The 20,691-nt window shown below is 56.3% G+C and carries 25 protein-coding genes and 1 pseudogene; 16 read left to right on the forward strand and 10 right to left on the reverse strand.

Translation table 11 applies throughout. From position 1 onward, the window contains the following. Positions 1-386: 386 nt before the first annotated feature. Together IT895_RS19555 and IT895_RS04580 are read right to left on the reverse strand one after the other, a co-directional pair. Positions 387-1,085: pseudogene (locus IT895_RS19555) on the reverse strand (sulfatase-like hydrolase/transferase). A gap of 252 nt (positions 1,086-1,337) precedes the next feature. Further along, positions 1,338-2,528, reverse strand: a complete 1,191-nt coding sequence (locus tag IT895_RS04580; protein WP_199284832.1) for a glycosyltransferase family 9 protein — start codon at positions 2,526-2,528, stop codon at positions 1,338-1,340. A 292-nt stretch (positions 2,529-2,820) separates the two neighbouring features. On the opposite strand from IT895_RS04580, the gene IT895_RS04585 reads away from it, so the two are divergent. The 4 genes from IT895_RS04585 to IT895_RS04600 all read left to right on the forward strand — a co-directional run bounded on the left by IT895_RS04585 (position 2,821) and on the right by IT895_RS04600 (position 6,362). Continuing rightward, on the forward strand, positions 2,821-3,483 hold the full coding sequence (locus tag IT895_RS04585) for a response regulator (RefSeq protein WP_199284833.1): 663 nt from the start codon (positions 2,821-2,823) through the stop codon (positions 3,481-3,483). Beyond that, positions 3,480-4,880 carry an ATP-binding protein gene (locus IT895_RS04590; protein WP_085920349.1) on the forward strand — a complete coding sequence of 467 codons (1,401 nt, stop codon included), beginning with the start codon at positions 3,480-3,482 and terminating at the stop codon, positions 4,878-4,880. Before IT895_RS04585 ends, IT895_RS04590 begins: the two co-directional genes overlap by 4 nt. 72 nt (positions 4,881-4,952) lie before the next feature. Beyond that, the gene (locus IT895_RS04595; RefSeq protein ID WP_199285409.1) at positions 4,953-5,642 is read left to right on the forward strand and encodes a VIT1/CCC1 transporter family protein; all 690 of its coding nucleotides are present in this window, start codon (positions 4,953-4,955) and stop codon (positions 5,640-5,642) included. 93 nt (positions 5,643-5,735) lie between these two features. Continuing rightward, positions 5,736-6,362 carry an SDR family oxidoreductase gene (locus IT895_RS04600; RefSeq protein ID WP_199284834.1) on the forward strand — a complete coding sequence of 209 codons (627 nt, stop codon included), beginning with the start codon at positions 5,736-5,738 and terminating at the stop codon, positions 6,360-6,362. 25 nt (positions 6,363-6,387) lie between these two features. Here the strand turns inward: IT895_RS04600 and IT895_RS04605 are convergent, their stop codons facing one another. Next, on the reverse strand, positions 6,388-7,371 hold the full coding sequence (locus IT895_RS04605) for an aldo/keto reductase (RefSeq protein ID WP_199284835.1): 984 nt from the start codon (positions 7,369-7,371) through the stop codon (positions 6,388-6,390). Positions 7,372-7,433: 62 nt separating this feature from the next. Here IT895_RS04605 and IT895_RS04610 point away from each other — a divergent pair, with 62 nt between their 5' ends. From IT895_RS04610 to brnA, 3 genes are all read left to right on the forward strand, one after another. Next, positions 7,434-8,375, forward strand: a complete 942-nt coding sequence (locus tag IT895_RS04610) for a LysR family transcriptional regulator (RefSeq protein WP_199284836.1) — start codon at positions 7,434-7,436, stop codon at positions 8,373-8,375. A gap of 105 nt (positions 8,376-8,480) precedes the next feature. Further along, the gene (locus IT895_RS04615) at positions 8,481-8,744 is read left to right on the forward strand and encodes a BrnT family toxin (protein ID WP_199284837.1); all 264 of its coding nucleotides are present in this window, start codon (positions 8,481-8,483) and stop codon (positions 8,742-8,744) included. Next, positions 8,734-8,994 carry a type II toxin-antitoxin system BrnA family antitoxin gene (gene brnA, locus IT895_RS04620; RefSeq protein ID WP_199284838.1) on the forward strand — a complete coding sequence of 87 codons (261 nt, stop codon included), beginning with the start codon at positions 8,734-8,736 and terminating at the stop codon, positions 8,992-8,994. Before IT895_RS04615 ends, brnA begins: the two co-directional genes overlap by 11 nt. A gap of 11 nt (positions 8,995-9,005) precedes the next feature. Here brnA and IT895_RS04625 read toward each other — a convergent pair whose 3' ends face one another. Beyond that, positions 9,006-9,911 (reverse strand): LysR family transcriptional regulator, encoded by a 906-nt coding sequence (locus IT895_RS04625; RefSeq protein ID WP_199284839.1) that lies wholly within the window; start codon positions 9,909-9,911, stop codon positions 9,006-9,008. A gap of 104 nt (positions 9,912-10,015) precedes the next feature. Here IT895_RS04625 and trpB point away from each other — a divergent pair, with 104 nt between their 5' ends. The 4 genes from trpB to IT895_RS04645 all read left to right on the forward strand — a co-directional run bounded on the left by trpB (position 10,016) and on the right by IT895_RS04645 (position 12,727). Next, a complete protein-coding gene (gene trpB / locus IT895_RS04630; RefSeq protein WP_199284840.1) occupies positions 10,016-11,245 on the forward strand; it encodes a tryptophan synthase subunit beta in 1,230 nt (409 codons plus the stop codon). A 44-nt stretch (positions 11,246-11,289) separates the two neighbouring features. Beyond that, positions 11,290-12,108 carry a tryptophan synthase subunit alpha gene (gene trpA / locus IT895_RS04635; protein ID WP_199285410.1) on the forward strand — a complete coding sequence of 273 codons (819 nt, stop codon included), beginning with the start codon at positions 11,290-11,292 and terminating at the stop codon, positions 12,106-12,108. Between the two features lie 107 nt (positions 12,109-12,215). Next, positions 12,216-12,440, forward strand: a complete 225-nt coding sequence (locus IT895_RS04640; protein WP_199284841.1) for an addiction module protein — start codon at positions 12,216-12,218, stop codon at positions 12,438-12,440. Beyond that, positions 12,437-12,727 carry a type II toxin-antitoxin system RelE/ParE family toxin gene (locus IT895_RS04645; protein WP_199284842.1) on the forward strand — a complete coding sequence of 97 codons (291 nt, stop codon included), beginning with the start codon at positions 12,437-12,439 and terminating at the stop codon, positions 12,725-12,727. The genes IT895_RS04640 and IT895_RS04645 overlap by 4 nt, the downstream gene beginning before the upstream one ends. 64 nt (positions 12,728-12,791) lie before the next feature. Here IT895_RS04645 and IT895_RS04650 read toward each other — a convergent pair whose 3' ends face one another. Then, a complete protein-coding gene (locus tag IT895_RS04650; RefSeq protein WP_199284843.1) occupies positions 12,792-13,397 on the reverse strand; it encodes a LysE family translocator in 606 nt (201 codons plus the stop codon). 25 nt (positions 13,398-13,422) lie between these two features. Beyond that, the gene (locus IT895_RS04655; protein ID WP_199284844.1) at positions 13,423-14,253 is read right to left on the reverse strand and encodes an AraC family transcriptional regulator; all 831 of its coding nucleotides are present in this window, start codon (positions 14,251-14,253) and stop codon (positions 13,423-13,425) included. A gap of 140 nt (positions 14,254-14,393) precedes the next feature. On the opposite strand from IT895_RS04655, the gene IT895_RS04660 reads away from it, so the two are divergent. From IT895_RS04660 to IT895_RS04670, 3 genes are all read left to right on the forward strand, one after another. Continuing rightward, entirely contained in the window at positions 14,394-15,434 is a 1,041-nt protein-coding gene (locus IT895_RS04660) for a DUF3541 domain-containing protein (protein ID WP_199284845.1), read from the forward strand. Positions 15,435-15,488: 54 nt separating this feature from the next. Beyond that, positions 15,489-16,118, forward strand: coding sequence for an SDR family oxidoreductase (locus IT895_RS04665; RefSeq protein ID WP_199284846.1), 630 nt, complete (start codon positions 15,489-15,491; stop codon positions 16,116-16,118). A 143-nt stretch (positions 16,119-16,261) separates the two neighbouring features. After that, positions 16,262-16,591: a hypothetical protein gene (locus tag IT895_RS04670; protein ID WP_199284847.1), complete on the forward strand. Its 330-nt coding sequence runs from the start codon at positions 16,262-16,264 to the stop codon at positions 16,589-16,591. Positions 16,592-16,620: 29 nt separating this feature from the next. Here the strand turns inward: IT895_RS04670 and IT895_RS04675 are convergent, their stop codons facing one another. Both IT895_RS04675 and IT895_RS04680 read right to left on the reverse strand, forming a co-directional pair. Continuing rightward, positions 16,621-17,394 carry an SDR family oxidoreductase gene (locus IT895_RS04675; protein WP_199284848.1) on the reverse strand — a complete coding sequence of 258 codons (774 nt, stop codon included), beginning with the start codon at positions 17,392-17,394 and terminating at the stop codon, positions 16,621-16,623. Next, positions 17,394-17,720 carry a nuclear transport factor 2 family protein gene (locus tag IT895_RS04680; protein WP_233337369.1) on the reverse strand — a complete coding sequence of 109 codons (327 nt, stop codon included), beginning with the start codon at positions 17,718-17,720 and terminating at the stop codon, positions 17,394-17,396. Before IT895_RS04680 ends, IT895_RS04675 begins: the two co-directional genes overlap by 1 nt. 81 nt (positions 17,721-17,801) lie before the next feature. Between IT895_RS04680 and IT895_RS04685 the strand changes: the two genes are divergently transcribed. Both IT895_RS04685 and IT895_RS04690 read left to right on the forward strand, forming a co-directional pair. After that, entirely contained in the window at positions 17,802-18,176 is a 375-nt protein-coding gene (locus tag IT895_RS04685; RefSeq protein ID WP_176301976.1) for a winged helix-turn-helix transcriptional regulator, read from the forward strand. A 10-nt stretch (positions 18,177-18,186) separates the two neighbouring features. After that, on the forward strand, positions 18,187-18,636 hold the full coding sequence (locus IT895_RS04690) for a GNAT family N-acetyltransferase (protein WP_199284850.1): 450 nt from the start codon (positions 18,187-18,189) through the stop codon (positions 18,634-18,636). A gap of 190 nt (positions 18,637-18,826) precedes the next feature. Here the strand turns inward: IT895_RS04690 and IT895_RS04695 are convergent, their stop codons facing one another. Next, entirely contained in the window at positions 18,827-19,687 is an 861-nt protein-coding gene (locus IT895_RS04695; protein ID WP_199284851.1) for a LysR family transcriptional regulator, read from the reverse strand. Next, positions 19,681-20,691 carry a phosphonate dehydrogenase gene (locus IT895_RS04700; protein WP_199284852.1) on the reverse strand — a complete coding sequence of 337 codons (1,011 nt, stop codon included), beginning with the start codon at positions 20,689-20,691 and terminating at the stop codon, positions 19,681-19,683. Before IT895_RS04700 ends, IT895_RS04695 begins: the two co-directional genes overlap by 7 nt.

Here is a 20,691-nt window from a genome sequence, read left to right on the forward strand (position 1 = left end):
AGTTCGAGCTAGGCAAGCAGATATAAACATACTAACGTTCCGACCTCTGCGACCCCTATCGCTTCTAGTACATCTATTAACTCACAGGGGGAAAAAGCTGGTGGATCGTCAGAGTAGAAGAACCTAAGTAGCTGACCTATACTGCTTGTCGTCACGCTCAATAGCATGATAATTATTTCTATCGAGTTTATTTCAAAAAGCACAAGTAGTGCTGTTAATAAAATGATTAATACAAACATGACGTTTAAGGTAAGGCTTTTATTATTAATGCCGTCATCCAGGCCTTTATGAGCTAGATAGGGTTTGGGTAAGTGAGGTAGGAACATGCATCCACCACTGAGGTTGTTAGAATAACCACATCATGCCATCAAAGACTTAACGACTACTTAAAAGTTGGTGATTGGGTAGGAAACGACACAGTTGGCTTTTATCTTACTTTTTTTGGAAAACATCCGTTGTCTTGAGCACGTGGCTAAATCAGAGCAGTTGCAGGTGGGCACAAAACGTTCGAAAGCAACAGGGTAGCGTTGGTAATAGCTGGGCCCATGGTTGCCCATCTTATGCACCACGACCACATGGTCAGCTGAGGTACTGTCAATTTGCGTGGTTAAATCTTGAACCAGCGCCTCGTCCAAGTACCGTCCATCTTGGCACAAAAGCGCACAGTCCTATGGCGAGAGCGCTTTTGTGTCACTCCCGACACCCTACAGCCTGACTGGTTATCAAGCCAGGTGACCTTCTATTCCGGCGTGGGCTAATGCGTTCAGCAAAGATTCATGCTGCTGAGCATAGGCACTTACGTAATCGTCACGCCCCGGCAATGAAAACATACAGGGGAATGAGACCGCCGTGCTTGTGCCGCAAGCAGTCACTTCTGAAAAATTGATAATGTCGGGCTGCTGGGCAAGTATGGGCGTGGTTTGGCGTCCATAACCATTTAATCCCCAATTCGCCGCCCGCGCCGTTTCGCCCACCACGATGACGAACAGTGTAAGTTTGTCACCCACGTGTGAAATGGTACGGGCATCCTTTCCCACTGTTCGAAAAGTAAAGCTCATGAAGACCAAAAAGTGAAGGCAGGCCATTATCAAAACATAGTGGCAAAGGTAAACCACGCCTGTAAGGAAAGAAGGTCATAGCCAGCAAGGGCTTGTTGCAAAAAAGGTACATTGTAAAAGAACTGAATATGACAACGACCTATAAGACAAGTTGCTCCGTGCTTAATGCGGGTCGATAACGCCAACCGGTGTCAATAAGTTTTGAAGGTAATGAAAGCGAAGGGGGCATCGAAAGGCTCTCTATGAAAAGATTAACGAACGGTTATGCGCGTCAATTCATTAATTAGAGTACGTAGGGGCTGCACTGGGCTGTGACGTTACGCGCTGTTTTGGATATTTTTTTACCGAAATAGCATGCATGGGAGCCGCTGTGGCTTGCCTGTCAAGATTAGCGTGTATGGCGTCTACTACCGTACTGATGTCTGGACGCCAGAGGATCGTGTCATAGGCTTCTCTCGGTACGAAGGCGAGTGATTTTTTCTGACGTACCAGGGAAATGGTGGCGACATCGAGTGCTGCTGCTAAGTGCATTGGCCCTGAGTCGGGTGTCACGAGTAATCGCGCACGCTCTAGAACTGCAGCAAAGTGACGGATAGGAAGCGGTGGGCATAAGCTGCCATATCGCGATGACATCAAGCGCTGCTCAATCGGAGCTAGAAGCCTAAACTCCTCCGGCCCAAGGAAAACGACATAACGTATTTTGCAGACTTCTATGTCATCGATGAGCATTTGCCAAAATGCCAGCGGCCAACGTTTGTTTTGATGCCCGCCTACGAAGATCGCAATAAAGTCTCTTTCTGACGGTTGATTGATATGCAGGCTGAATAGCTGTCGTATCTTCGTTATGGCCTGATAGCGTTCCTGCTCCGTCAGCTGGAGCAATGGCCGATTACGACAAGCAACACCGAGCGGGCGTGTCAAATTAACGATAGCATCGTAGGCATGTGATGATTTCCCCTCCACTTCAATACTGTACCACCGCTGGTGACCTTTACGTGCCCCCATGCTGTACCGCGCCCCTATTAACCGGGTCACTATAAAGCCGCTCGTTGATCCTCCGCTCACTTGTACCGCCAGGTCATAGTTTTTTGCTCGTAAGCGTCGACATAGTGTCACATACTGCCAGGGACGGAGAATGGCGGTTCTTGACAGTAAATGGAAATGGTCAACAGGGCGCTGTTGCAACAGTGGCCATGTTTTGTCGGTCGCTAAATAGTCTATGCGCGCGGAAGGAAAACGTTCACGAAAAGCATCGATGGCAGGGGTGCTGATTAGCGCGTTGCCCAGACGAAAATTGGGGCGAATAATTAAAATTTTCTTTATGTCCACAAGGCTATCAATGGTTTCTGGTGCAGGCTGTTTGAGGATGTGCCGCATGGCTCCCAGCAAATATCGCTTCATTCTTTTTTCTAAAAAACGGGCCATTATTTTTAAATAATAGTTTGATCTAATAAGTGTTAGTAAGTGCATGCTATTGCGCTCTGTTCAGTTAATAGACAATGGTCTGCCCGCGGCAGCGACAAGGAAGATTCAAAATGACTACCATTGAAGGCGATACTTTGGCCTTGCCCATGGCGAAAGAGGCAGCTTGAGCCTAAATAACTTAAAGAAGAGTTAAGCTGCATAAGAGGTTTGCAAAAAAAGGGGGCTGGCTTACTGGTTGAATTCAGATACGTATGCTTTGTGGGGTATAAGTTGCCGTATTTAAGAAAAGCTTAAGTTTTGGTAGCGAAGATAGCGGTTCGTGGATTGGGGGAGCAGCATGCGTGCACTGCTAATAGAAGATGATCCCTTGCTTGGGGATGGGATTAAAACGGCGCTGGAACGCGAGGGGTACACGGTCGATTGGTTTATGCTTGGCCGCGAGGCCATCCGCGCTATCGGAAGCGAGACTTTCAGTGTGATCATCCTGGATCTTGGCCTGCCTGATATGGACGGCATGCAGGTGCTCCAGTTACTCCGTCAGCAATCCATCCTACCTATTCTGATTTTGACCGCCCGCGATGCGATGGAAGACCGTATTGGTGGTTTAGATGCCGGGGCAGATGACTATGTGCTCAAGCCTTTCAATTTGCAGGAGCTGCTCGCCCGTTTGCGTGTCGTAATGCGGCGCGCTGAGGGGCGGGCCTCGCAGATATTGACGCTGGGGGCGCTGAGTATTGATGAGGCTCGTCATGTGGTGAGTTGGCGGGGTAAAGACGTAAAGTTGGGCCGACGGGAGTATGCCTTATTGTTAGAGCTAGCCAGACATCCGGACAAGGTGCTATCTCGTCCTCGTTTAGAAAATTTGCTTTACGGCTGGGGCGAAGAGGTCGAGTCCAATGCGGTGGAGGTTCACATTCACCATCTGCGAAAAAAGCTTGAAAAGCATTTGATCATTAACGTGCGCGGGATCGGCTACCGGCTGGATAGCCAAGCACAATGAGATCGATACGGCGTTATTTACTTCGTACACTAGCCATTACCTTGGTTGTCGCTGGGGGCATTGCGGTTACCGCCGCTTACTTAATTACCGATCACGAGCTAGAAGAAATTCTCGATACACAGCTCAGCCTGCATAGCCGGATTGTGGCTGGCCAATTGGACCCAGACGCGACCATTGACGACTACGCTCGCCTCGCTTCGCGCATGGGCTTTCCAGAATATCCGGCCCAGCTATATCGCGACGGTAACAAAGTACCGGTGAGTAGCTCTGAGTCAGGTACCAAGCTTTACCACGAGGAAGAGCTTAAATTAGTACTGGGTTTTTGGAATTCAGATGGCTCACCCAGGCTGTTAGGAGGTAAATGGAAGGATGCCGGCCCTTTCCCCGCCCCTTTCGAGGAGGGTTTTCGCTGGGAAAACTACGATGGTCATCGTTGGCGGGTGTTCAGCATGTTCGACGTTGCCAGCGACACCTGGATCAGCATGGGGCTACGCGGGTCGTTTCATGATGAAGTGGTGGAGCGGATCACCTGGAACAATTTATTGCCGATGCTCTTTTTGCTACCACTCCTCCTTTGGCTGATGAGTCGCATTATCCGGCGTGGGATAGCGCCCATCCAAGCGCTTTCCAGCCAGGTACAAGGCCGCTCTGCCAACGACCTGCGTAAAATCGATAACCCGGTTCCACAAGAACTTATTGAATTACGCCAATCGCTCAACGACTTTATCGCCCGGTTGAAAGCAACGCTAGAGCGCGAGAGGCGCTTCACTGCAGATGCGGCCCATGAATTACGCACTCCCTTGGCAGCGCTTAGAATCCACTTGGATAATGCGCAGGCCGGAGGCGATCAATCATTACAAAAGGCTTATGTTGGGGTAGAGCGGCTTCAGCGGGTAGTAGAACAGCTGCTTATTTTGGCGCGTTTGGATCAAGTCGCCACAGCATCACGGGCCACTATCGACCTTTACCCGATTATTGCTGAGTTGGTAGCCGAGCTATGGCCACTCGCTGAAGATCGAGATCAGCACTTGAAGCTAACAGGCTTAACCCGGCTGGAAGTTCGCGCCGACGACGTCGAGGTAGGCATTTTGTTTCGTAACCTGCTGGATAACGCCTTGCGCTATACGCCGAAAGGCGGCCAAGTAGAGGTAGAGTTGGCGCTTTGGGAGGGCTTGCCTCAGCTTATTGTCAGAGACACTGGACCCGGACTCCCCGATGCACTGTTAGAGAAAGTCACTGAGCGCTTCAGGCGCGCGTCTGGTCAAGGCACCACCGGTAGCGGATTGGGTTTGTCGATTGTCTCTGAGCTCGTGCAGCGCCAACAAGCAACTCTTACCCTCTCCAACCGTGAGCCCAGTGGACTAGAGGTAAGCGTGAGATGGGAACTTCCTACTTGAGCTCTGGCGCCACAGGTTGTCTTTTGCTGGTCATAAGACCCATGCATGCTGCCCAATGATGGTATTACACCTATGATACATTCAGAACACCATAGATCTCACCGTGCCGGCTGGCTGCGTGCCGCTGTGATGGGTGCCAATGATGGCATTGTTTCTACCAGCAGTTTGATATTAGGCGTTGCCGCAGCCAATACCACCCAAAGTGATATTATGCTGGCGGGTATTGCAGGCCTGGTGGCCGGCGCAATGTCGATGGCAGCGGGAGAATATGTGTCGGTAAGCTCGCAATCGGACACCGAAAATGCCGATCTCGACATCGAACGCAAAGCATTGGCTGAACATTACGAACTCGAGCAGGAAGAACTTGCCGCTATCTATGAAACTCGTGGCTTGACGCCTGACTTGGCTCGGCAAGTCGCCGAGCAATTGATGATCAACGATGCCCTAGGCGCGCATGCACGAGATGAGATTGGCATCACCGACATCAGCCAAGCGCAGCCACTTCAGGCAGCACTCTCTTCAGCCGCGACATTCACTATCGGCGCACTGCTACCGCTACTGGTGGCTTGGTGGGCACCCCCCGCGCTGCTTATACCTCTAGTCGCGTTGTTCTCACTGCTCTTTTTAGCCTTGCTCGGTGCTATTGCTGCCCGTGTTGGAGGAGCGCCCATCCTAAAAGCTGCGGCGAGAGTGATGTTTTGGGGCGCACTTGCCATGGCGTTAACGTATGTCATCGGACATACATTTGGCGTTATGGCTTAAACGTCTGATCGGTTATAGCGACAATACTACAGGCTTGAATTTCGGCTAAGTGCCTGCACTCTTAGAAGGGTAGGCAACTCACAAGGAGACGTTATGACGGCGTTAGTGATTGGCGCGAACGGACAGATTGGCAAACAGTTTTGCGAGCTGGCCCAAAAAGCGGGCACGCCCATCAAGGCGATGATTCGCAGCGAAGAGCAGGTGCCATGGTTCAACGACAGAGGTATCGATACCGTCATTGCCGACCTGGAAGAAGACTTCTCGCACGCCTTTGAGGGCTGTGACCAAGTGGTGTTTACCGCCGGTTCAGGGCCGCACACCGGGCTGGACAAGACTCTGTTGATTGATCTTTACGGGGCCATTCGTGCTGCCGATATCGCCAAGCAGAAAGGTATTTCCCGTTACCTGATGATCAGCGCGATACGTGCCGAAAACCCCATGGAAGCGCCCGAGAAGCTGCGCCCCTACATGGCCGCAAAATTCGCCGCCGATGCCCATCTTCGCAACAGCGGCGTACCCTACGTGATTCTTAAACCCGGACGTTTGACGGATGACGCCGCCAGCCAGCAGTTCGCAAGCTCAATCGACGAGGCCGGCGACAATCAAATCTCCCGCGCCAATGTCGCGCATGCGTTGCACTACGCGCTGCAAAGCAGTGTTATCAACAAGGAGTTCGCGTTGCTGGACGGCAAGCGGTCGATCGACGAAATTATCAAGTAGACGTTCTCAATGAGCCACCAGCCGTTCAGGCGTTAACCCCCTTCATGCCTTCCGGCGTATAGCGCTCACCGGTTACCGGAAGGCGCTCGGTGGCCGCTTCAAGCCGTTGCTGCTCATCGGCGGTCAGGATGATGGACGCGGCAGCCGCATTCTCTTCAAGGTAGCGCAGACGCTTGGTGCCGGGAATCGGCACAATGTTATCGCCTTTGGATAACAGCCAAGCCAGCGAAAGCTGCGCCGGGGTGCAGCCTTTATGGGTGGCCATTTCACCAATCACGTCGGCGATTCGGCGGTTGGCATGCATGGCCTGTTCAGAGAAGCGCGGCAGGTTAGGACGAAAATCACCTTCGCCAAAGTCGGCATTCTCCTGAAGTTTTCCCGTCAAAAAGCCACGGCCCAGCGGCGAGTAGGGCACAAAGCCGATGCCGAGTTCCTGGCAGGTGGGCAATACTGCTTGTTCAACGTCCCGCGTCCAGAGCGAATACTCGGTTTGCACGGCGGTGACGGGATGTACCGCGTGGGCTCGACGAAGGGTCTCTGTGCTAACCTCGCAGAGGCCAATGTGGGCAATTTTTCCCTCTTTCACCAGTTGCGCCAGGCCCTCCATGGTCTCTTCGATAGGCGTTTCCGGGTTAACGCGGTGAACGTAGTAGAGATCGATTTGTTCGATGCCCAGCCGCTTCAGCGACGCCTCGCAAGCTTGGCGGGCATACTGGGCGCTGCTGTCCAGGCTACGCTGATACTCACCAGGGTTGCGCACAATGCCAAACTTGGTGGCGATACGTACCTTGGGCTTGTGATTGGCGAGAAAGCGGCCAATCAATTCCTCGTTATGGTGCGGCCCGTACATATCCGCCGTGTCGAAAAAGTCGATACCCATCTCTACTGCCCGGGCTAATACCCGCAGCGACTCGCTGTCGTCCCGAGGGCCATAAAACTCGCTCATCCCCATGCAGCCTAAGCCGATAGCGGAAACGGTTAGATCGCTGCCCAGCGTTCGTTTTTGCATGCTATGTCTCCAGAAGTGACGCGTTCTTGAGTGGTGCAGTAGCAGCGTGGCACTATCCGTTAATGAAAAAAATTAACGAATTCGATAAACAAATTTCCGATTATGAAAAACACATGCCGCGTGGTTGGGTATGGGACGACACGCGCACCTTTCTGGCAGTGGCGCGCCACGGCACGCTGAGTGGTGCCGCCGCCGAGCTGAACCTGGGCATCGCCACGCTCTCCCGGCGTATCGAACGGCTGGAAAACGCTTTAAAGCTGCCGCTGTTTGTACGCCAGCAATCGGGCTATCAGCTTACCGAGGAGGGAGCGGGGCTAATCGAGAAAGCTGAAGCCTTGGAGGCAGCAGCGGCGGCGTTTACCAGCGGGGTTTCCAATGCTGCGCAACTGAGCGGCAGAGTGCGTTTAGCGACGGCTGAAAACCTGGCCACGGCGCTGATTCTGCCCGCATTGCCGCAATTTCATGCGCAGTACCCCGGCATCACGCTTGAGCTGGTGACCGATATCACCACCGTCAACCTGCACCGTCGCGACGCCGATTTAGCCCTTAGAATGGTCAAGCCCGAGCGGGGCAATGTCACCCTTCGACGCTTGGGTATGCTGGGGTTCGGACTTTACGCGAGCCCCGGCTATACAGCGCAGCGCAAGGCTCATGATGACGCGGGCGATTATGACACGGATGCCTTTATCACCTGGGGGGATACGCAAGCGCACTTGCCCGCTGCCCAGTGGGTTGAGCGGATGCTACGAGGTCGCGAACCTGCATTGACTACCACGTCGCTTGCGACCCAGCTAGCGGCGGCCAAAGCGGGGCTGGGGGTCGCGGTGCTGCCGCACTTTCTGGCGCTGGAGGCTGAGCTCGTCTGCCTCGAGTCCGATATCGGCGTGGATCAGCCCATTTACCTGGTCATCCAGACGGATCTCACCCAATCAGCCCGTATCCGGGCCGTGGCGGATTTTCTGGCGGAACTGGTAGCCAGTAACCGCGAGCGCTTGAGTGGGTGAGTAGAGGTAAAAAGGCGGCATAAAGCTGTCTCGGCATGCTTGTTGAGCAGCATGGAAGTGTTGGGCTACCTTGCGGTTTGAGTAAAAAAGGAATAATTTATACTCATGAGCGACTTTGAGTATGATGATGACAAAAGCGTAGCCAATCTGATAAAGCATGGAATTGACTTTCTAGATGCTCAGGCGCTTTGGAATGATCCTGATTTGCTGGAAATTCAAGCCAAATCTGATGATGAGCCGCGTTTTCTGATGATAGGGCTGATTGATGATAAACACTGGTCTGCCGTCATCACCTACCGAAATGAAAAAATTCGACTCATTTCGGTAAGGCGCTCGCGTAAAAGAGAGGTAGAGCTCTATGAAAGCTAACGACTTTGATCAAAAATTTGACCAGGGTAGCGAAGACATCGTTGACGATCTTGATTTATCCACTGCACACCGTGTTAATCAAGATCCGAAGCGTATCAATGTCGACTTCCCCGCTTGGGTGGTTGAGTCCCTGGATCGTGAGGCCGCCCGTATCGGCGTTACGCGTCAATCTATTATCAAAGTTTGGCTGGTTGAACGGTTGAAAGCCGAAGCGAGTCAAAAGCTTCCGGATAACACGCAGCCTCACTAACGCCTTCGCATTTATCTCCCAAGCTCCCCCTTAAGCCATTCCGCCAGCGGCTCGCTTCGGCGGGGGTGGGTGAGTAAGTCCGCCTGAGCGGGCAGCCACAGGCAGAGCCGGGCGGGGGTTTCGATGCTGCCCCAGGGGGCGACCAGTCGGCCACTCTTCAGGTCGTCTTCCACCAATAGCGTGGGGGCAATCGCCACGCCTAGTCCCGCCACGGCCGCTTCCATCAGGTAGTAAAGGTGCTCAAATCCCTGGCCTTGGTGTAGCGCCGCTTCAAGCTGTGACTGCTCAAGCCCATGTGCACTGGCCCAGTGCGGCCACGCCTGAGGGCGGGAAGCGGTGTAGAGCAGCGTGTTGTCGAATAGCGTTGCCGGGTTGGCGGGGTCGCACTGCGCGGCCAGTGGCGGGCTCGCCACCGCGCATATCTGCTCCGGAATAAGCTCGACGACGTCGACCTCCGCGGGCCAGGGCGGCTCGGAAAACGCTAGGGTCGCACTTGCGTCCGTCTGCTTTTCAGGATGCTCACTTTCGCTAACCACCACTTTCAGCTTGAGGTCAGGCAGGTCGCGGTGAAGGCGGTCCAGCCGGGGAATCAACCAGCGGGCCAGCAGGCTGCCGGGGCAGGCGAGGGTGAAGGGCGCATCCTCCACATCACGTTTGAGCGCGGCGCAACTATCGCGCAGTTGGGCAAAAGCATCGCTCAGGCCGCTTTGTAGCTTCTCGCCGTGGGGCGTCAGCGCAATACCGCGGCCCGCTTTGGTGAACAGCGCCACGCCAAAATGGTCATCCAGGCTTCTTAATTGGCGGCTGACGGCGCCGTGGGTCACGCTCAACTCCTCGGCAGCAGCGGTCACGCTGCCCAACCGGGCAGTGGCCTCGAAGGCGCGCAAGGCGCTAAGCGGTGGCAGGCTATTGTGCATTGATGTGTGACTTCAGCTCACGGGTTGATGACATCTTATCGATTTTTATCTTCACGCGCTTGCCTTAACGTCATCACATACTCAACACGCATGCAGAGGTCGTGATGAATCAACCTGTAGACATATCCCAGAGCCTGCCCGATGCCAACGGCCTGTTTGGTAACTTTGGCGGCCGCTTTGTCGCCGAAACCCTGATGCCGCTGATTCTGGAGCTGCAAGACGAATACACCGCCGCCAAGAACGACCCCGAATTTCAGCGTCAGCTGGCCTACTTTCAGGGCGACTACGTGGGCAGGCCCAGCCCGCTCTATTTCGCCGAACGGCTGACCGAGCACTTTGGCGGAGCGAGCATTTATCTCAAGCGCGAAGAACTGAACCACACCGGCGCGCACAAGATCAACAACTGCATCGGCCAGGTACTGCTGGCCAAGCAGATGGGCAAGAAGCGCATCATCGCCGAAACCGGCGCGGGGATGCACGGCGTCGCCACCGCCACCGTGGCGGCGCGTTTTGGTTTGCCCTGTGTGATCTACATGGGCACGACGGACATCGAACGCCAGCAGACCAACGTCTTCCGCATGAAGCTGCTGGGCGCGGAGATCGTCCCCGTTACCTCCGGCACCGGCACGCTCAAGGACGCCATGAACGAAGCGCTGCGCGACTGGGTCACCAATGTGGACGACACCTTCTACATCATCGGCACCGTGGCCGGGCCGCACCCGTACCCTGCCATGGTGCGCGACTTCCAGGCCGTCATCGGCCATGAAACCCGCACCCAGATGCTGGAAAAGAAAGGCCGCCTGCCGGATTCACTCATTGCCTGCGTGGGCGGCGGCTCGAACGCCATTGGGCTGTTCTATCCGTTCCTGAATGACCCTGACGTTCACATGGTCGGTGTGGAAGCGGGCGGCAAGGGCGTCAACAGTGGCCTGCACGCCGCCAGCCTGAACGGCGGCACCCCTGGGGTCCTGCATGGCAACCGCACCTATCTGCTGCAAGACGAAGACGGCCAGATTACCGATGCCCACTCGATCTCCGCCGGGCTGGATTACCCCGGTATCGGGCCCGAGCACGCCTGGTTGCACGAGCAGAAGCGGGTCGAGTATGTCTCGGCCACCGATGACGAAGCGCTGGAGGCGTTCCAGATCTGCTGCCGCAAGGAAGGCATTATTCCCGCCCTGGAAACCGCACATGCGTTGGCAGAAGTCGCTAAACGCGCGCCCCAGCTTCCCCGCGAGCACTTGATGGTGATCAACCTGAGCGGCCGTGGCGACAAGGACATGACCAGCGTCGCCCATCACCTTGGCGACAAATTCGGAGTGAAAAACGTATGAGCGCGAACCAGGACAACGCGATGAATGCCACCGTGAGTCAGACCATGCACAACCCAACACGTCTTGACCACTGCTTCAGCACACTCAAGCAGCAAAACCGTCCGGCACTGATCAGCTACCTGACCGCCGGCGACCCGGATGCCGACACCTCACGCCGCCTGCTGCACGGGCTTCCCGCCGCCGGGGTGGATATCATCGAGCTGGGCATGCCGTTCAGCGACCCCATGGCCGATGGCCCCGCCATTCAAAAAGCAGCCCAGCGCGCCCTTAACAACGGCCAGACCCAGGCTAAAACGCTGGACATGGTGCGCACCTTCCGCGAACAGGACAGCACCACGCCGATTGTGCTCATGGGTTACTACAATCCCATTTACCGCTACGGCGTTGAGCGCTTCTTGACCGATGCCGCCCGTGCCGGGGTAGACGGCCTGATCGTGGTGGACCTGCCCCCCGAACACGACGAAGAACTCTGCCAACCCGCGTTTCGGCACGGCATCGACTTTATCCGTCTGGCCACCCCGACCACCGATGCCAAACGCCTGCCCCGAGTGTTGGCGAACGCCTCCGGGTTTATCTACTACGTCTCTGTAGCGGGCGTGACCGGCGGCAGTGCCCCCACGCCGGAACGGCTGGAAGCCTCGGTTTCGCGTCTGCGGGAAGATACCGAGCTGCCCATCGCCGTCGGCTTCGGTATCCGCACCGCCGAGCAAGCGGCAACCATTGGCCGCTATAGCGATGCGGTGGTGGTGGGCTCCGCACTGGTCGACTGCATCGAACACGCCACGACGCCTGATGACGCTGTAGAGCGGGTGCACGGCCTGGTGAGCGAGCTGGCTGAAAGCGTGAGGGCGTGCCGGAGTTAGATAAGCTGTGATCTTATTGGGCAGCATCACAAAGCAAAAAAGAGCTAATATGGCGAAAAGTTAATAGTTGAGATACCTTCAGTCTGAGCCATTCATGAGGTGAGACTATGAACATCCAAGAGCTTGTCAGCGAAGCAGAATCATTACCCGTTGAAGAGCGTGCAAGAGTCGTCGATGTGTTGCTGCGTAGCCTCAACTCCCCTGAGGCTGATATCGACAAGCAATGGGTTGATGTTGCCAGTAGCCGCTTAGACGATATACGGGCGGGTAAAGTGGCTACGGTTTCAAGTGAGCAAGTATTCGCTAACCTTCGGGCAAGGCTCGAGAGATGAGTGTTCGCTTTCACCCTGAAGCGGAAGCAGAACTAGCTGAAAGTACAGAGTACTACGAAGCCATTGAACCAGGCTTGGGATGGGACTTTGCGCTTGAGGTATACTCAGCCATCGAGCGTGCACACAGACATCCAGAAGCATGGACATTACTGGAGGGTGATATCCGCCGTTCATTGGTACGCCGTTTCCCTTACGGCGTGCTTTATGCTCTTGAGAATGAAGATGTTTTTGTACTTGCCGTTATGCCTTTACATCGAGAGCCAAATTACTGGAAGAATCGGCTATAGGTTAGGTTTCCAATTTCGGGCGCATAAATCCGATGGCTTGGAAGCTTTACGAATAGACTTCAGCTTAGGACACAAGTGGCACCCAGACATGCTCAACACCAATCGATATCGCCACGGCGACCAGTAGCCCCGCCATCAGCCAGTTGAAGCCCTTCACGACCCGCGTGCTTTTAATACGCTCACCCACCAGGCTGCCAATGACCACATAGCTGCCGGGGGCGCCCGCCGCCATGGCGGACAGCCCCAGCGCCCAGATCACCAGGCTGACGCCCTGAATGCCCGCCGCCGGAAACTGAAGGGTGGCTATGGGCAGGGTCGCGACGATGGCCTTCGGGTTGAGCAGCTGCATCACCAGCCCATCGCGAAAGTTCAGCAGGCGCGGTGCATGATCAGGCTCGTCCAAATCCGCGCTGGCGCGGGCAATCTTGACGGCCAAGTAAACAATATAGCTACAGCCCAGCGCACTCACCAGGATCAGGGCGTTACCGCTGATCCAGGCAGCGCCCGCCCAGCCCAACACCAGCAGGTACACAAGCATGGCCGTTCCCACGCCCAGGCAAAACCCCACCGACTGTCTGGCCTGGCCATTGATACCTACATTCAGGCCGAGCAGATTCACAGGCCCAGGGGTGTACATGACGCCCAGGGCATAGGCGACGATTGCTAACATGTTGGAACCTCTAAGTGGGGTTTGGCTAACGCGTGATATCGCGCTGGTATTGGTGGGGCGTCATGCCGTAGATGCGCTTGAAGCGGCGATTGAAATGGCTAAGGTCGGCAAACCCAAACCGCAACGCCACCTCATTCAGCGGCGCCCCCTGATCCAGCGCTGCACGGGCCGCATTGATCCGGCAATTAATCACGTACTGGTGAGGCGTCATGCCGTAGTGCTGCCGAAACAGCCGCAAAAAGTGGTACTTGGATAAATGCGCAGCCTGGCTGATGTCGTCAAGCGACATATCGGTTTCCAGGTGGGCGAGGATATACGCCCTGGCAAGGTCCAGCAGGGCATCCGGCCGTTGCGTGACGCGGCTGGGTTGAACGCGGCCGCCTAGCTGAACGGTTCGCTCAACCACCTGATAAAGCACATTCTCCTGGTCAATGCAGCTACCGGCCTGGGTACTTACCAAACGGGCCAGCTCGATAATGGCATGGCGCAGGGGCGCATCCTGAATCAGCGTTTGGTCGGAACGGAAGCCTGTGGCGCTTTCGCGGCCAAGTACCTCGGCGAACAGCGGCGTCACCTGTTCCGGATGGGCGTACACCATCAGGTAATCCAGCGCCCGCTCACCACCCGAATGCCCGTCGTGGACTTCTTCTGGATTAAACAAAATCACGTTGCCCGGCGGGCTGCGATGAAACTGGCCGCCGCTGAAAAAGTCCTGACGCCCGGCCAGCGTCACGCCAAAGGCATATTCCTCATGGGCATGCGGGTCGTAGCTGAAGTCTTCAATGGCCGCTTTCAGCACCGTTAGCGTCGGCACATGATGACTTTTGAAGAACTTAAACCGGCTGGCGTTGCTCATGCCGACCTCTCCTGATGAAACCCAACACCTCGAAACACAGCCCTAGCTTATGCCGACAATGTCACTGATGCTTGTACATAATTGCTCATCGACAGTGCAATGATCGACTATCGTTAGTGAACACCCTCAAGGGAGTCGGCATGAGAAAACTCTTTTCACTGATGATGGTGCTGGCGTTGGTCGGCTGTGCCGCCATCGAGCAGCAGACGGAGCGTGACGCCCAGCGCGATGCCGGTTTGGCCATCCAGGCGGTCTACGAGCAGGCGCTGCCGACGCTGTCCGAGGACAAGCAGCGCCACTTTGCCCAGCGGCTCTACCGCCTGACTGGCGAGCAGCGCTGGCGGCCCCTCAATCAAGCCTACGGCGAGCGACTACTGACGCGACTCGAGGAGGACATCGTCGGCCTGGCCGAGCCCGGGTACGCGACTGCCCGCAGCCGGGCGATCGTTGCCGACTACTCCCAGAGCACAGCCAAGCAGCGTGCCCGACGCGCCATGCTGGGGGAGTGGGGGGAGATCGCCTTCGCCCGTTCGCTGCTGTTCCGGCAGGTTCAGGCCGAGTACCACGGCCTGCTGCCGGCCCTTGAAGATCACGAGCGGGCGTTGGGCTACCAAGCCGAGGTCGCCTGGGCGCCCTTTTTGACTGACCCCGCGGTGATCGGGATCTATGCCGCTCAGGTGGCCAACTATACGTACTTCCTTCACCAGCTAGGCGTGATGGACCTGCGCCGGGAGGTGGAGGCGGCTTTCCAGCGTCGCTACCCGCCTGATCGAGTCGCCAAGCTCGACGACGCCGAGTACCGTAACTGGCTCTATGGTCTGACCCACTTCGTCATCGCTGACAGCCGCTACTATCAGCGCAAGGTGGACCCAGAGGTGCACGCTTGGGTGCTGGACGCGCTGGAGCGGGAGACAACCGGCATCTTGGCCCGCGCCACGGCCGACATCCAAGCCGAGGTGGCAATGGCCTTCCTGCTGGCCGGTCGTGAGGACCACCCGCTGGTGGGCCAGGTCCGTGAGGCGCTGGTAGCGGCGATAGACCCGGCCAGCGGTATCATTCCCTCGCCCGAAGGGGAAACGGGGCTGGCGGGGGGTGAACACCGCAACGTTCTGGCGATTATGGTGCTGCGCTGGCCGGGCCGCCTGCATCCCGGCCCCGACCTCTCGGACGCGCCCGGTTGAATTATGCCAATCCGCCTACACTGATGGGATATCAGTTCACCATAAGGAGGTGCTATGACCACGCTAGTGATTGGTGCGAACGGACAGATTGGCAAACAGTTCTGCGAGCTGGCTCAGCAGGCGGGCACGCCTATCAAGGCGATGCTGCGCAGTGAAGAACAGTTGCCGTGGTTTAAGGAGCGCGGCATCAAGACCGTGATTGCCGATCTGGAAGGCGATTTTGCCCACGCCTTTGAAGGCTGCGACCAGGTGGTGTTCACCGCCGGTTCAGGCCCTCACACCGGGCCGGATAAAACTCTGCTGATCGACCTTTACGCGGCCGTTCGTGCGTCGGATATCGCAAGCGAGCAGGGCCTTTCGCGCTACGTGATGATCAGCGCCATGCGCGCCGAAGACCCCATGCAAGCGCCGGAAAAACTGCGCCCCTACATGGCCGCGAAATTCGCCGCCGATGCTCATCTGCGCACCAGCGGCGTACCCTATGTCATCCTCAAACCCGGTCGCCTGACGGACGAACCCGCAAGCCAGCAGTTCGCGGATTCCTTGGAAGAAGCGGGCGATAACCAGATCTCCCGCGCCAACGTCGCCCACGCGCTGCTGCATACCGTGCAAAACGCCAACATTACCAACCAGGAATTCATGCTGTTGGACGGCAAACGGCCGATAGGCGATATCATCAAGTAACCATCGCCGCCGGCATTGCCCGTCTACTAACCGACACTCCGCCGCCCTGCGTCGCTTACGCGATACCAGGGTGGCGGCGTTGCGTTAGGGTCTCCGTTACCACAGGCATCCGCCATCCAAGTTCTGACAATTCGAGAAACGCGATGAAAAAGCTATTATCACTGTTAGTTGTGCTCGCACTGGGCTATGCCGGGCTCTACGTCTATTACGGCGTGACCGTGAAGCAGGAAGCGCAAGCGCAGTTGGATGAGCGCGGGCTTTCCTCCGTCAGTGTGGACCACGTCGAGTATGGCCTGCTGGCGCCCATCAGCACCTCCGCGAACATCACCATGACCGTCGCGTACCGCGGCGCTGAAGCCGCGCTGGACTTGGCCGTGCAAGGCCACCCGGTCTTTTCAGACGAGGTCAGCGTCGAGTTCGACGGCCTTCAGGCGCTGCGCCTGGGCATTGGCTTCGGGCAGGGTGACGACTAAAACCAGGTGGCCGCCACTTCGCCGCCTCCTTAAGCGACGGGCACGGTGCCGCCATCGATCACGTACTCCGTGCCCGTGATGGTGGCCGCCAGCGGCGACGCCAGAAATCCAATCAGGTTGGCCACTTCCGCAGGTTTAGAAGGACGGCCAATCGGGATGCCGCCCAGCGCTTCCATGATGATCTGCTTGCCGCCTGCGTAATCGGTCCCTGCGTCTTGGGCAATCCGCTCGGCCAGCGCAACGGCGGCTTCCGTCTCGATCCAGCCCGGCGACACCCGAACCACGCGCACCCCTTTGGGTGACACCTCTTTTGACAAGCTCTTGCTATAGGTGGAGAGCGCCGCTTTGGCCGCCGCGTAAGCCGTAGTTGATTCGGGGAGGGGAAGTTCACGCTGAATGGAGGTCACGTGGATAATCACTCCATCGCCCTGGGCTAGCATGCCGGGCAGCAGGGCGCGATCCAGCCGTACGGCAGGGAACAGATTGATGTCGAGCTCGCGCTGCCACTCTTCCTCCCCAAGGGCCGCGAACCCGCCGCCGGGGGCGGATGAACCACCCAGTACGTGAACGACAATATCCACGCCGCCCAAGCGATCGTTGACTGCATCGGCCACCGTGGCACAGCCTTCGGCCGTCGTCAGGTCAGCAGTTACAAACAGCTCATCGGGCAGGTCGGCGGGGCGAGTACGGGCGGTTGTTAGCACTTGCGCGCCTTCCTCGCGAAAGAGAGCCACCGCGGCCGCACCAACCCCTTTGCTGCCGCCGGTGATCAATACGCGTCGCCCGTTCAAGTTCAGGTTCATTAGTGGATCTCCAATGACTGGATTTGCGACTCGGCAAGCTGGAAAGCGTGGTCAAGTTGCACCGGGCTGCCGGGGAAGTTGCCGGTAACGGTCGCGGTAACCACCATCGTGTTGCCTTGCTGGGAAACACTGACCGGCTCGACGCTATACTCAATCTTCTCGCGGGTGGCACGCATCCACGCTTGAATAGCGGTGTGCCCGCGGTGCGTCTCGCCTTCGTCAAACACACAGGCATCTTGAGTGAAGCAATCCGCAATGTGGGAGGCATCCGCACCGTTGCTGATGCTGAAGTAAGTAGTGATCGCGTCTGGCAGTGACAAGCTCATGATGGTCATCTCTCGTAAGTTAATGTGAGAGAATCTTCTGCCTAGACTGACGCGTTATCAAGAACGCACAAAAGCTCACCCATGAGAAAGATTTATACGCCCGCTACCGCCGCAAGCGATGTGGAAAATGTATTAAAAATGCTGGAAGGGCGCTGGAAGCTCATTATTCTCTTTCATCTCTTCGATGGAAAAGTGCAGCGCTACTCCGATTTCGAAAAACTCATCCCCGACATCTCCCAGAAAATGCTGGCCCAACAGCTGCGCCAACTGGAAGCGGATGGCATCGTGGCCCGCAAGGTCTACCCCCAGGTGCCGCCAAAAGTGGAGTACCGCCTCACCGAATGGGGGCAAACGCTCTGCCCGGCGCTGGATGCCTTGCTGAAATGGGCCGAGCAGAAGGACCACTTCCAACAGCCAGCCGAACAGAACGATCAAGACACCGCCGCCACCCAATGAGAGCCGCCTAATGCACTACCGCACCATGACCATCAACGACTATGACGCCGCCATTGCCCTATGGAGCGAGAGTGAAGGCGTGAGGATTCGCGACGCTGATTCACGTGAAGGCATCGAGAAATACCTGCTGCGCAACCCCGGCCTGAGCTTTGTGGCAGAAGTAGAAGGCGAAGGAGATGGAGAAGAAGAGCTGGTGGGAACAATTATGGCGGGCCACGACGGTAAGCGTGGTTATGTGCAGCACCTCTCGGTGGCGGATTCTCACCGCCGGTTAGGCATCGCCACACGGCTGGTAAGCCTCTGCCTGGAAGCGCTCAAGAGCGAAGGCATCCAAAAATCACACCTGATGATTCTTCCCGAGAACGAAGCCGCCCAGACGTTCTGGGCCAATCAGGGCTGGGCGTACCGATCCGATATTCTGCTCTATTCGTTTGTAAATGGAGATAACGAGAACGTTTAGCTGTAGTGCTAGCGCTAGTGCAAGAGACATAACTACAATTATACCTTGTACGTAACTCTGTAATCATTGCACTGAGTCTCACCCAACCCCACCCGCGTCTTCTAACGATTCTGCGAAGTTTGGGGTCTCAATGGCACCTATTCTTAGCCACCCACACGCCTTCCCTGGCTCTAAAGATGTCCCTCAATTTTCACTGACATATATGGCTGACGAAAGTGGAAACTGGCGGTTGCCGCGCAAGCGTCTCAGGGCAAATGACCATCAGTTTTTTTGCCAATGCGGCATCACTGACCGGGATGGCACATAAGGTGCCCGCTTGAATCTCCTCTTCGACGCAAGCTGCCAGCACCAGTGATACGCCCAGGCCAGCTTTGACAGCCTGTTTAACCGCTTCGGTACTGCCCAGTTGCATTGAAACCTTCGGGAACGGCCCTCTTTCGCCAAAGAAGTTCGCCAGCAACCGGCCAGTACCTGTTCCGGGTTCACCACCAAGCAAGCTCATTCCGGCAAGGGTTTCCCGGTCTATTTCATGCCAGCCCGCATAGGGGTGATCTGGTCGGGTAATTAAAACCACGGGTTCCTGTCGCCAATCCATTGCCTGGAAGCCAGGTTTCGGGTTCCACCACTCCATCACCGCAATATCCAGCTCGCCGCTGGTCAATTGTCTGGCAATGTTTGGATTGTTATCAATCACTAGGTCCAGCTCAGGTACCGTCGGAATGTTCTTGAACGTGCTCACGTAGGGCTGGAGCATGTAAATACCGATGTTAGAACTTGCCCCTACGCGTAAACGCGTACCGCTAACGACTTCTCGGGCACGCTCGTCCAGTTGCAACATACTAAGCGCTAGAGGCATAAGCGCCAGGGCTGCTTTGGTGGGCTCGCATCCCGTTTTACTGCGGCGTATCAACAGGGCACCTAGCTGCTCTTCGAGCTTTTGAATGTGCTGTGAAAGCGTGGGTTGTGCGATACCGAGAGCTTGGGCGGCGGCCTGAAAACGTCGATGCTGAACCAGTGTGGTAAAACTTTTCAGCCAGACCAAGTTCAGCATGGAGTTGTCTCAGTGATAGTGGGCGAATTAGCCGCATCCTGAGGGCGTTCTCCTTGTAACGCTTGCAGAATGTTGTCGGCAGCACGCTGTTCAATCATCAGCCGCACATCCTGGACGGCAGAGCCAATGTGTGCCGTGAATAGCGTGTTGGGATGTGCTCGCAAAGTGGGGCAAATCTCTTGCGGACGATCCTCTCGAGCCCAATCTTCCATTTCAAAAACATCCGCTGCGTAGCCGCCCAACTGCCCAGACCCCAATGCTTCCAAAACGGCAGCTTCCTGCACTACAGAACCCCGGCATGGGTTGATCAAATAGGCGCCTGGTTTCATCAGAGCCAAGCGCGCAGCGTTCATGGTATGCAGGGTTTGTTTATTGAGCGGCAGGGCCAAAATGACAATGTCGGCTTGCCCGAGCAGCTCTTCAAGCGACTTGCGCGCCACGCCGAGCGTTTCCTCCTCAGCGGCGGGCAAGGCGTCTGGCTGAGAATACAGCAAGGTGGCCCCCCAGCCTTTGAGCCGTGTTGCCACAGCCTTGCCGATGGGCCCCATGCCGACGATACCCACAGTGGCGTCTGCAATCCCAAGCCCATAGAACATTGGCTGCCACCCTCTGAACTGGCCAGAACGAACATACTCATCGGCCGCCCGAACATGTCGGATTAGGCTAATGGTTAGCCCTATGGTGAGTTCAGCCGTTGGCACTGTCAGCAAATCCGGTACGAAGGTCAGCCAAACGCCATGACGCGTACAGGCCTCCACATCGAAATTATCGTATCCCTTCAAGGCGGCGCCAATGACTTTCAGCTTGGGGCAGCCAGCCAGAAATTCCTCGCTGACCCGATCCGGCATAAACACCATCATGCCATCTGCGGTTGCCGCGCGGGCCTTTACCTCGGCGGCGGGTAAGGTAGTGTCTGACTGGTTGGTGATTAATTCACAGCTCTGTTCCAGCCTTTCCAGCACACTGTTATGTACCCGGTGGGTAATGAAAACTCTTGGTTTCAT

This window comes from Halomonas sp. A40-4 (assembly GCF_015767635.1).
GTDB lineage: Bacteria > Pseudomonadota > Gammaproteobacteria > Pseudomonadales > Halomonadaceae > Vreelandella > Vreelandella janggokensis.

What these genes read in the sequence shown, in the direction of transcription:
- IT895_RS04595 (WP_199285409.1), top strand. Translation starts at nt 4,953, where the DNA reads ATGATACATTCAGAACACCATAGATCTCACCGTGCCGGCTGGCTGCGT.
- IT895_RS04615 (WP_199284837.1), top strand. Translation starts at nt 8,481, where the DNA reads ATGAGCGACTTTGAGTATGATGATGACAAAAGCGTAGCCAATCTGATA.
- IT895_RS04680 (WP_233337369.1), bottom strand. Translation starts at nt 17,720, where the DNA reads ATGAGCTTGTCACTGCCAGACGCGATCACTACTTACTTCAGCATCAGC.
- IT895_RS04695 (WP_199284851.1), bottom strand. Translation starts at nt 19,687, where the DNA reads ATGCTGAACTTGGTCTGGCTGAAAAGTTTTACCACACTGGTTCAGCAT.
- IT895_RS04670 (WP_199284847.1), top strand. Translation starts at nt 16,262, where the DNA reads ATGAAAAAGCTATTATCACTGTTAGTTGTGCTCGCACTGGGCTATGCC.
- IT895_RS04610 (WP_199284836.1), top strand. Translation starts at nt 7,434, where the DNA reads ATGAAAAAAATTAACGAATTCGATAAACAAATTTCCGATTATGAAAAA.
- trpB (WP_199284840.1), top strand. Translation starts at nt 10,016, where the DNA reads ATGAATCAACCTGTAGACATATCCCAGAGCCTGCCCGATGCCAACGGC.
- IT895_RS04590 (WP_085920349.1), top strand. Translation starts at nt 3,480, where the DNA reads ATGAGATCGATACGGCGTTATTTACTTCGTACACTAGCCATTACCTTG.
- trpA (WP_199285410.1), top strand. Translation starts at nt 11,290, where the DNA reads ATGCACAACCCAACACGTCTTGACCACTGCTTCAGCACACTCAAGCAG.
- IT895_RS04700 (WP_199284852.1), bottom strand. Translation starts at nt 20,691, where the DNA reads ATGAAACCAAGAGTTTTCATTACCCACCGGGTACATAACAGTGTGCTG.
- IT895_RS04640 (WP_199284841.1), top strand. Translation starts at nt 12,216, where the DNA reads ATGAACATCCAAGAGCTTGTCAGCGAAGCAGAATCATTACCCGTTGAA.
- IT895_RS04675 (WP_199284848.1), bottom strand. Translation starts at nt 17,394, where the DNA reads ATGAACCTGAACTTGAACGGGCGACGCGTATTGATCACCGGCGGCAGC.
- IT895_RS04655 (WP_199284844.1), bottom strand. Translation starts at nt 14,253, where the DNA reads ATGAGCAACGCCAGCCGGTTTAAGTTCTTCAAAAGTCATCATGTGCCG.
- IT895_RS04665 (WP_199284846.1), top strand. Translation starts at nt 15,489, where the DNA reads ATGACCACGCTAGTGATTGGTGCGAACGGACAGATTGGCAAACAGTTC.
- IT895_RS04650 (WP_199284843.1), bottom strand. Translation starts at nt 13,397, where the DNA reads ATGTTAGCAATCGTCGCCTATGCCCTGGGCGTCATGTACACCCCTGGG.
- brnA (WP_199284838.1), top strand. Translation starts at nt 8,734, where the DNA reads ATGAAAGCTAACGACTTTGATCAAAAATTTGACCAGGGTAGCGAAGAC.
- IT895_RS04690 (WP_199284850.1), top strand. Translation starts at nt 18,187, where the DNA reads ATGCACTACCGCACCATGACCATCAACGACTATGACGCCGCCATTGCC.
- IT895_RS04585 (WP_199284833.1), top strand. Translation starts at nt 2,821, where the DNA reads ATGCGTGCACTGCTAATAGAAGATGATCCCTTGCTTGGGGATGGGATT.
- IT895_RS04625 (WP_199284839.1), bottom strand. Translation starts at nt 9,911, where the DNA reads ATGCACAATAGCCTGCCACCGCTTAGCGCCTTGCGCGCCTTCGAGGCC.
- IT895_RS04580 (WP_199284832.1), bottom strand. Translation starts at nt 2,528, where the DNA reads ATGCACTTACTAACACTTATTAGATCAAACTATTATTTAAAAATAATG.
- IT895_RS04645 (WP_199284842.1), top strand. Translation starts at nt 12,437, where the DNA reads ATGAGTGTTCGCTTTCACCCTGAAGCGGAAGCAGAACTAGCTGAAAGT.
- IT895_RS04685 (WP_176301976.1), top strand. Translation starts at nt 17,802, where the DNA reads ATGAGAAAGATTTATACGCCCGCTACCGCCGCAAGCGATGTGGAAAAT.
- IT895_RS04660 (WP_199284845.1), top strand. Translation starts at nt 14,394, where the DNA reads ATGAGAAAACTCTTTTCACTGATGATGGTGCTGGCGTTGGTCGGCTGT.
- IT895_RS04600 (WP_199284834.1), top strand. Translation starts at nt 5,736, where the DNA reads ATGACGGCGTTAGTGATTGGCGCGAACGGACAGATTGGCAAACAGTTT.
- IT895_RS04605 (WP_199284835.1), bottom strand. Translation starts at nt 7,371, where the DNA reads ATGCAAAAACGAACGCTGGGCAGCGATCTAACCGTTTCCGCTATCGGC.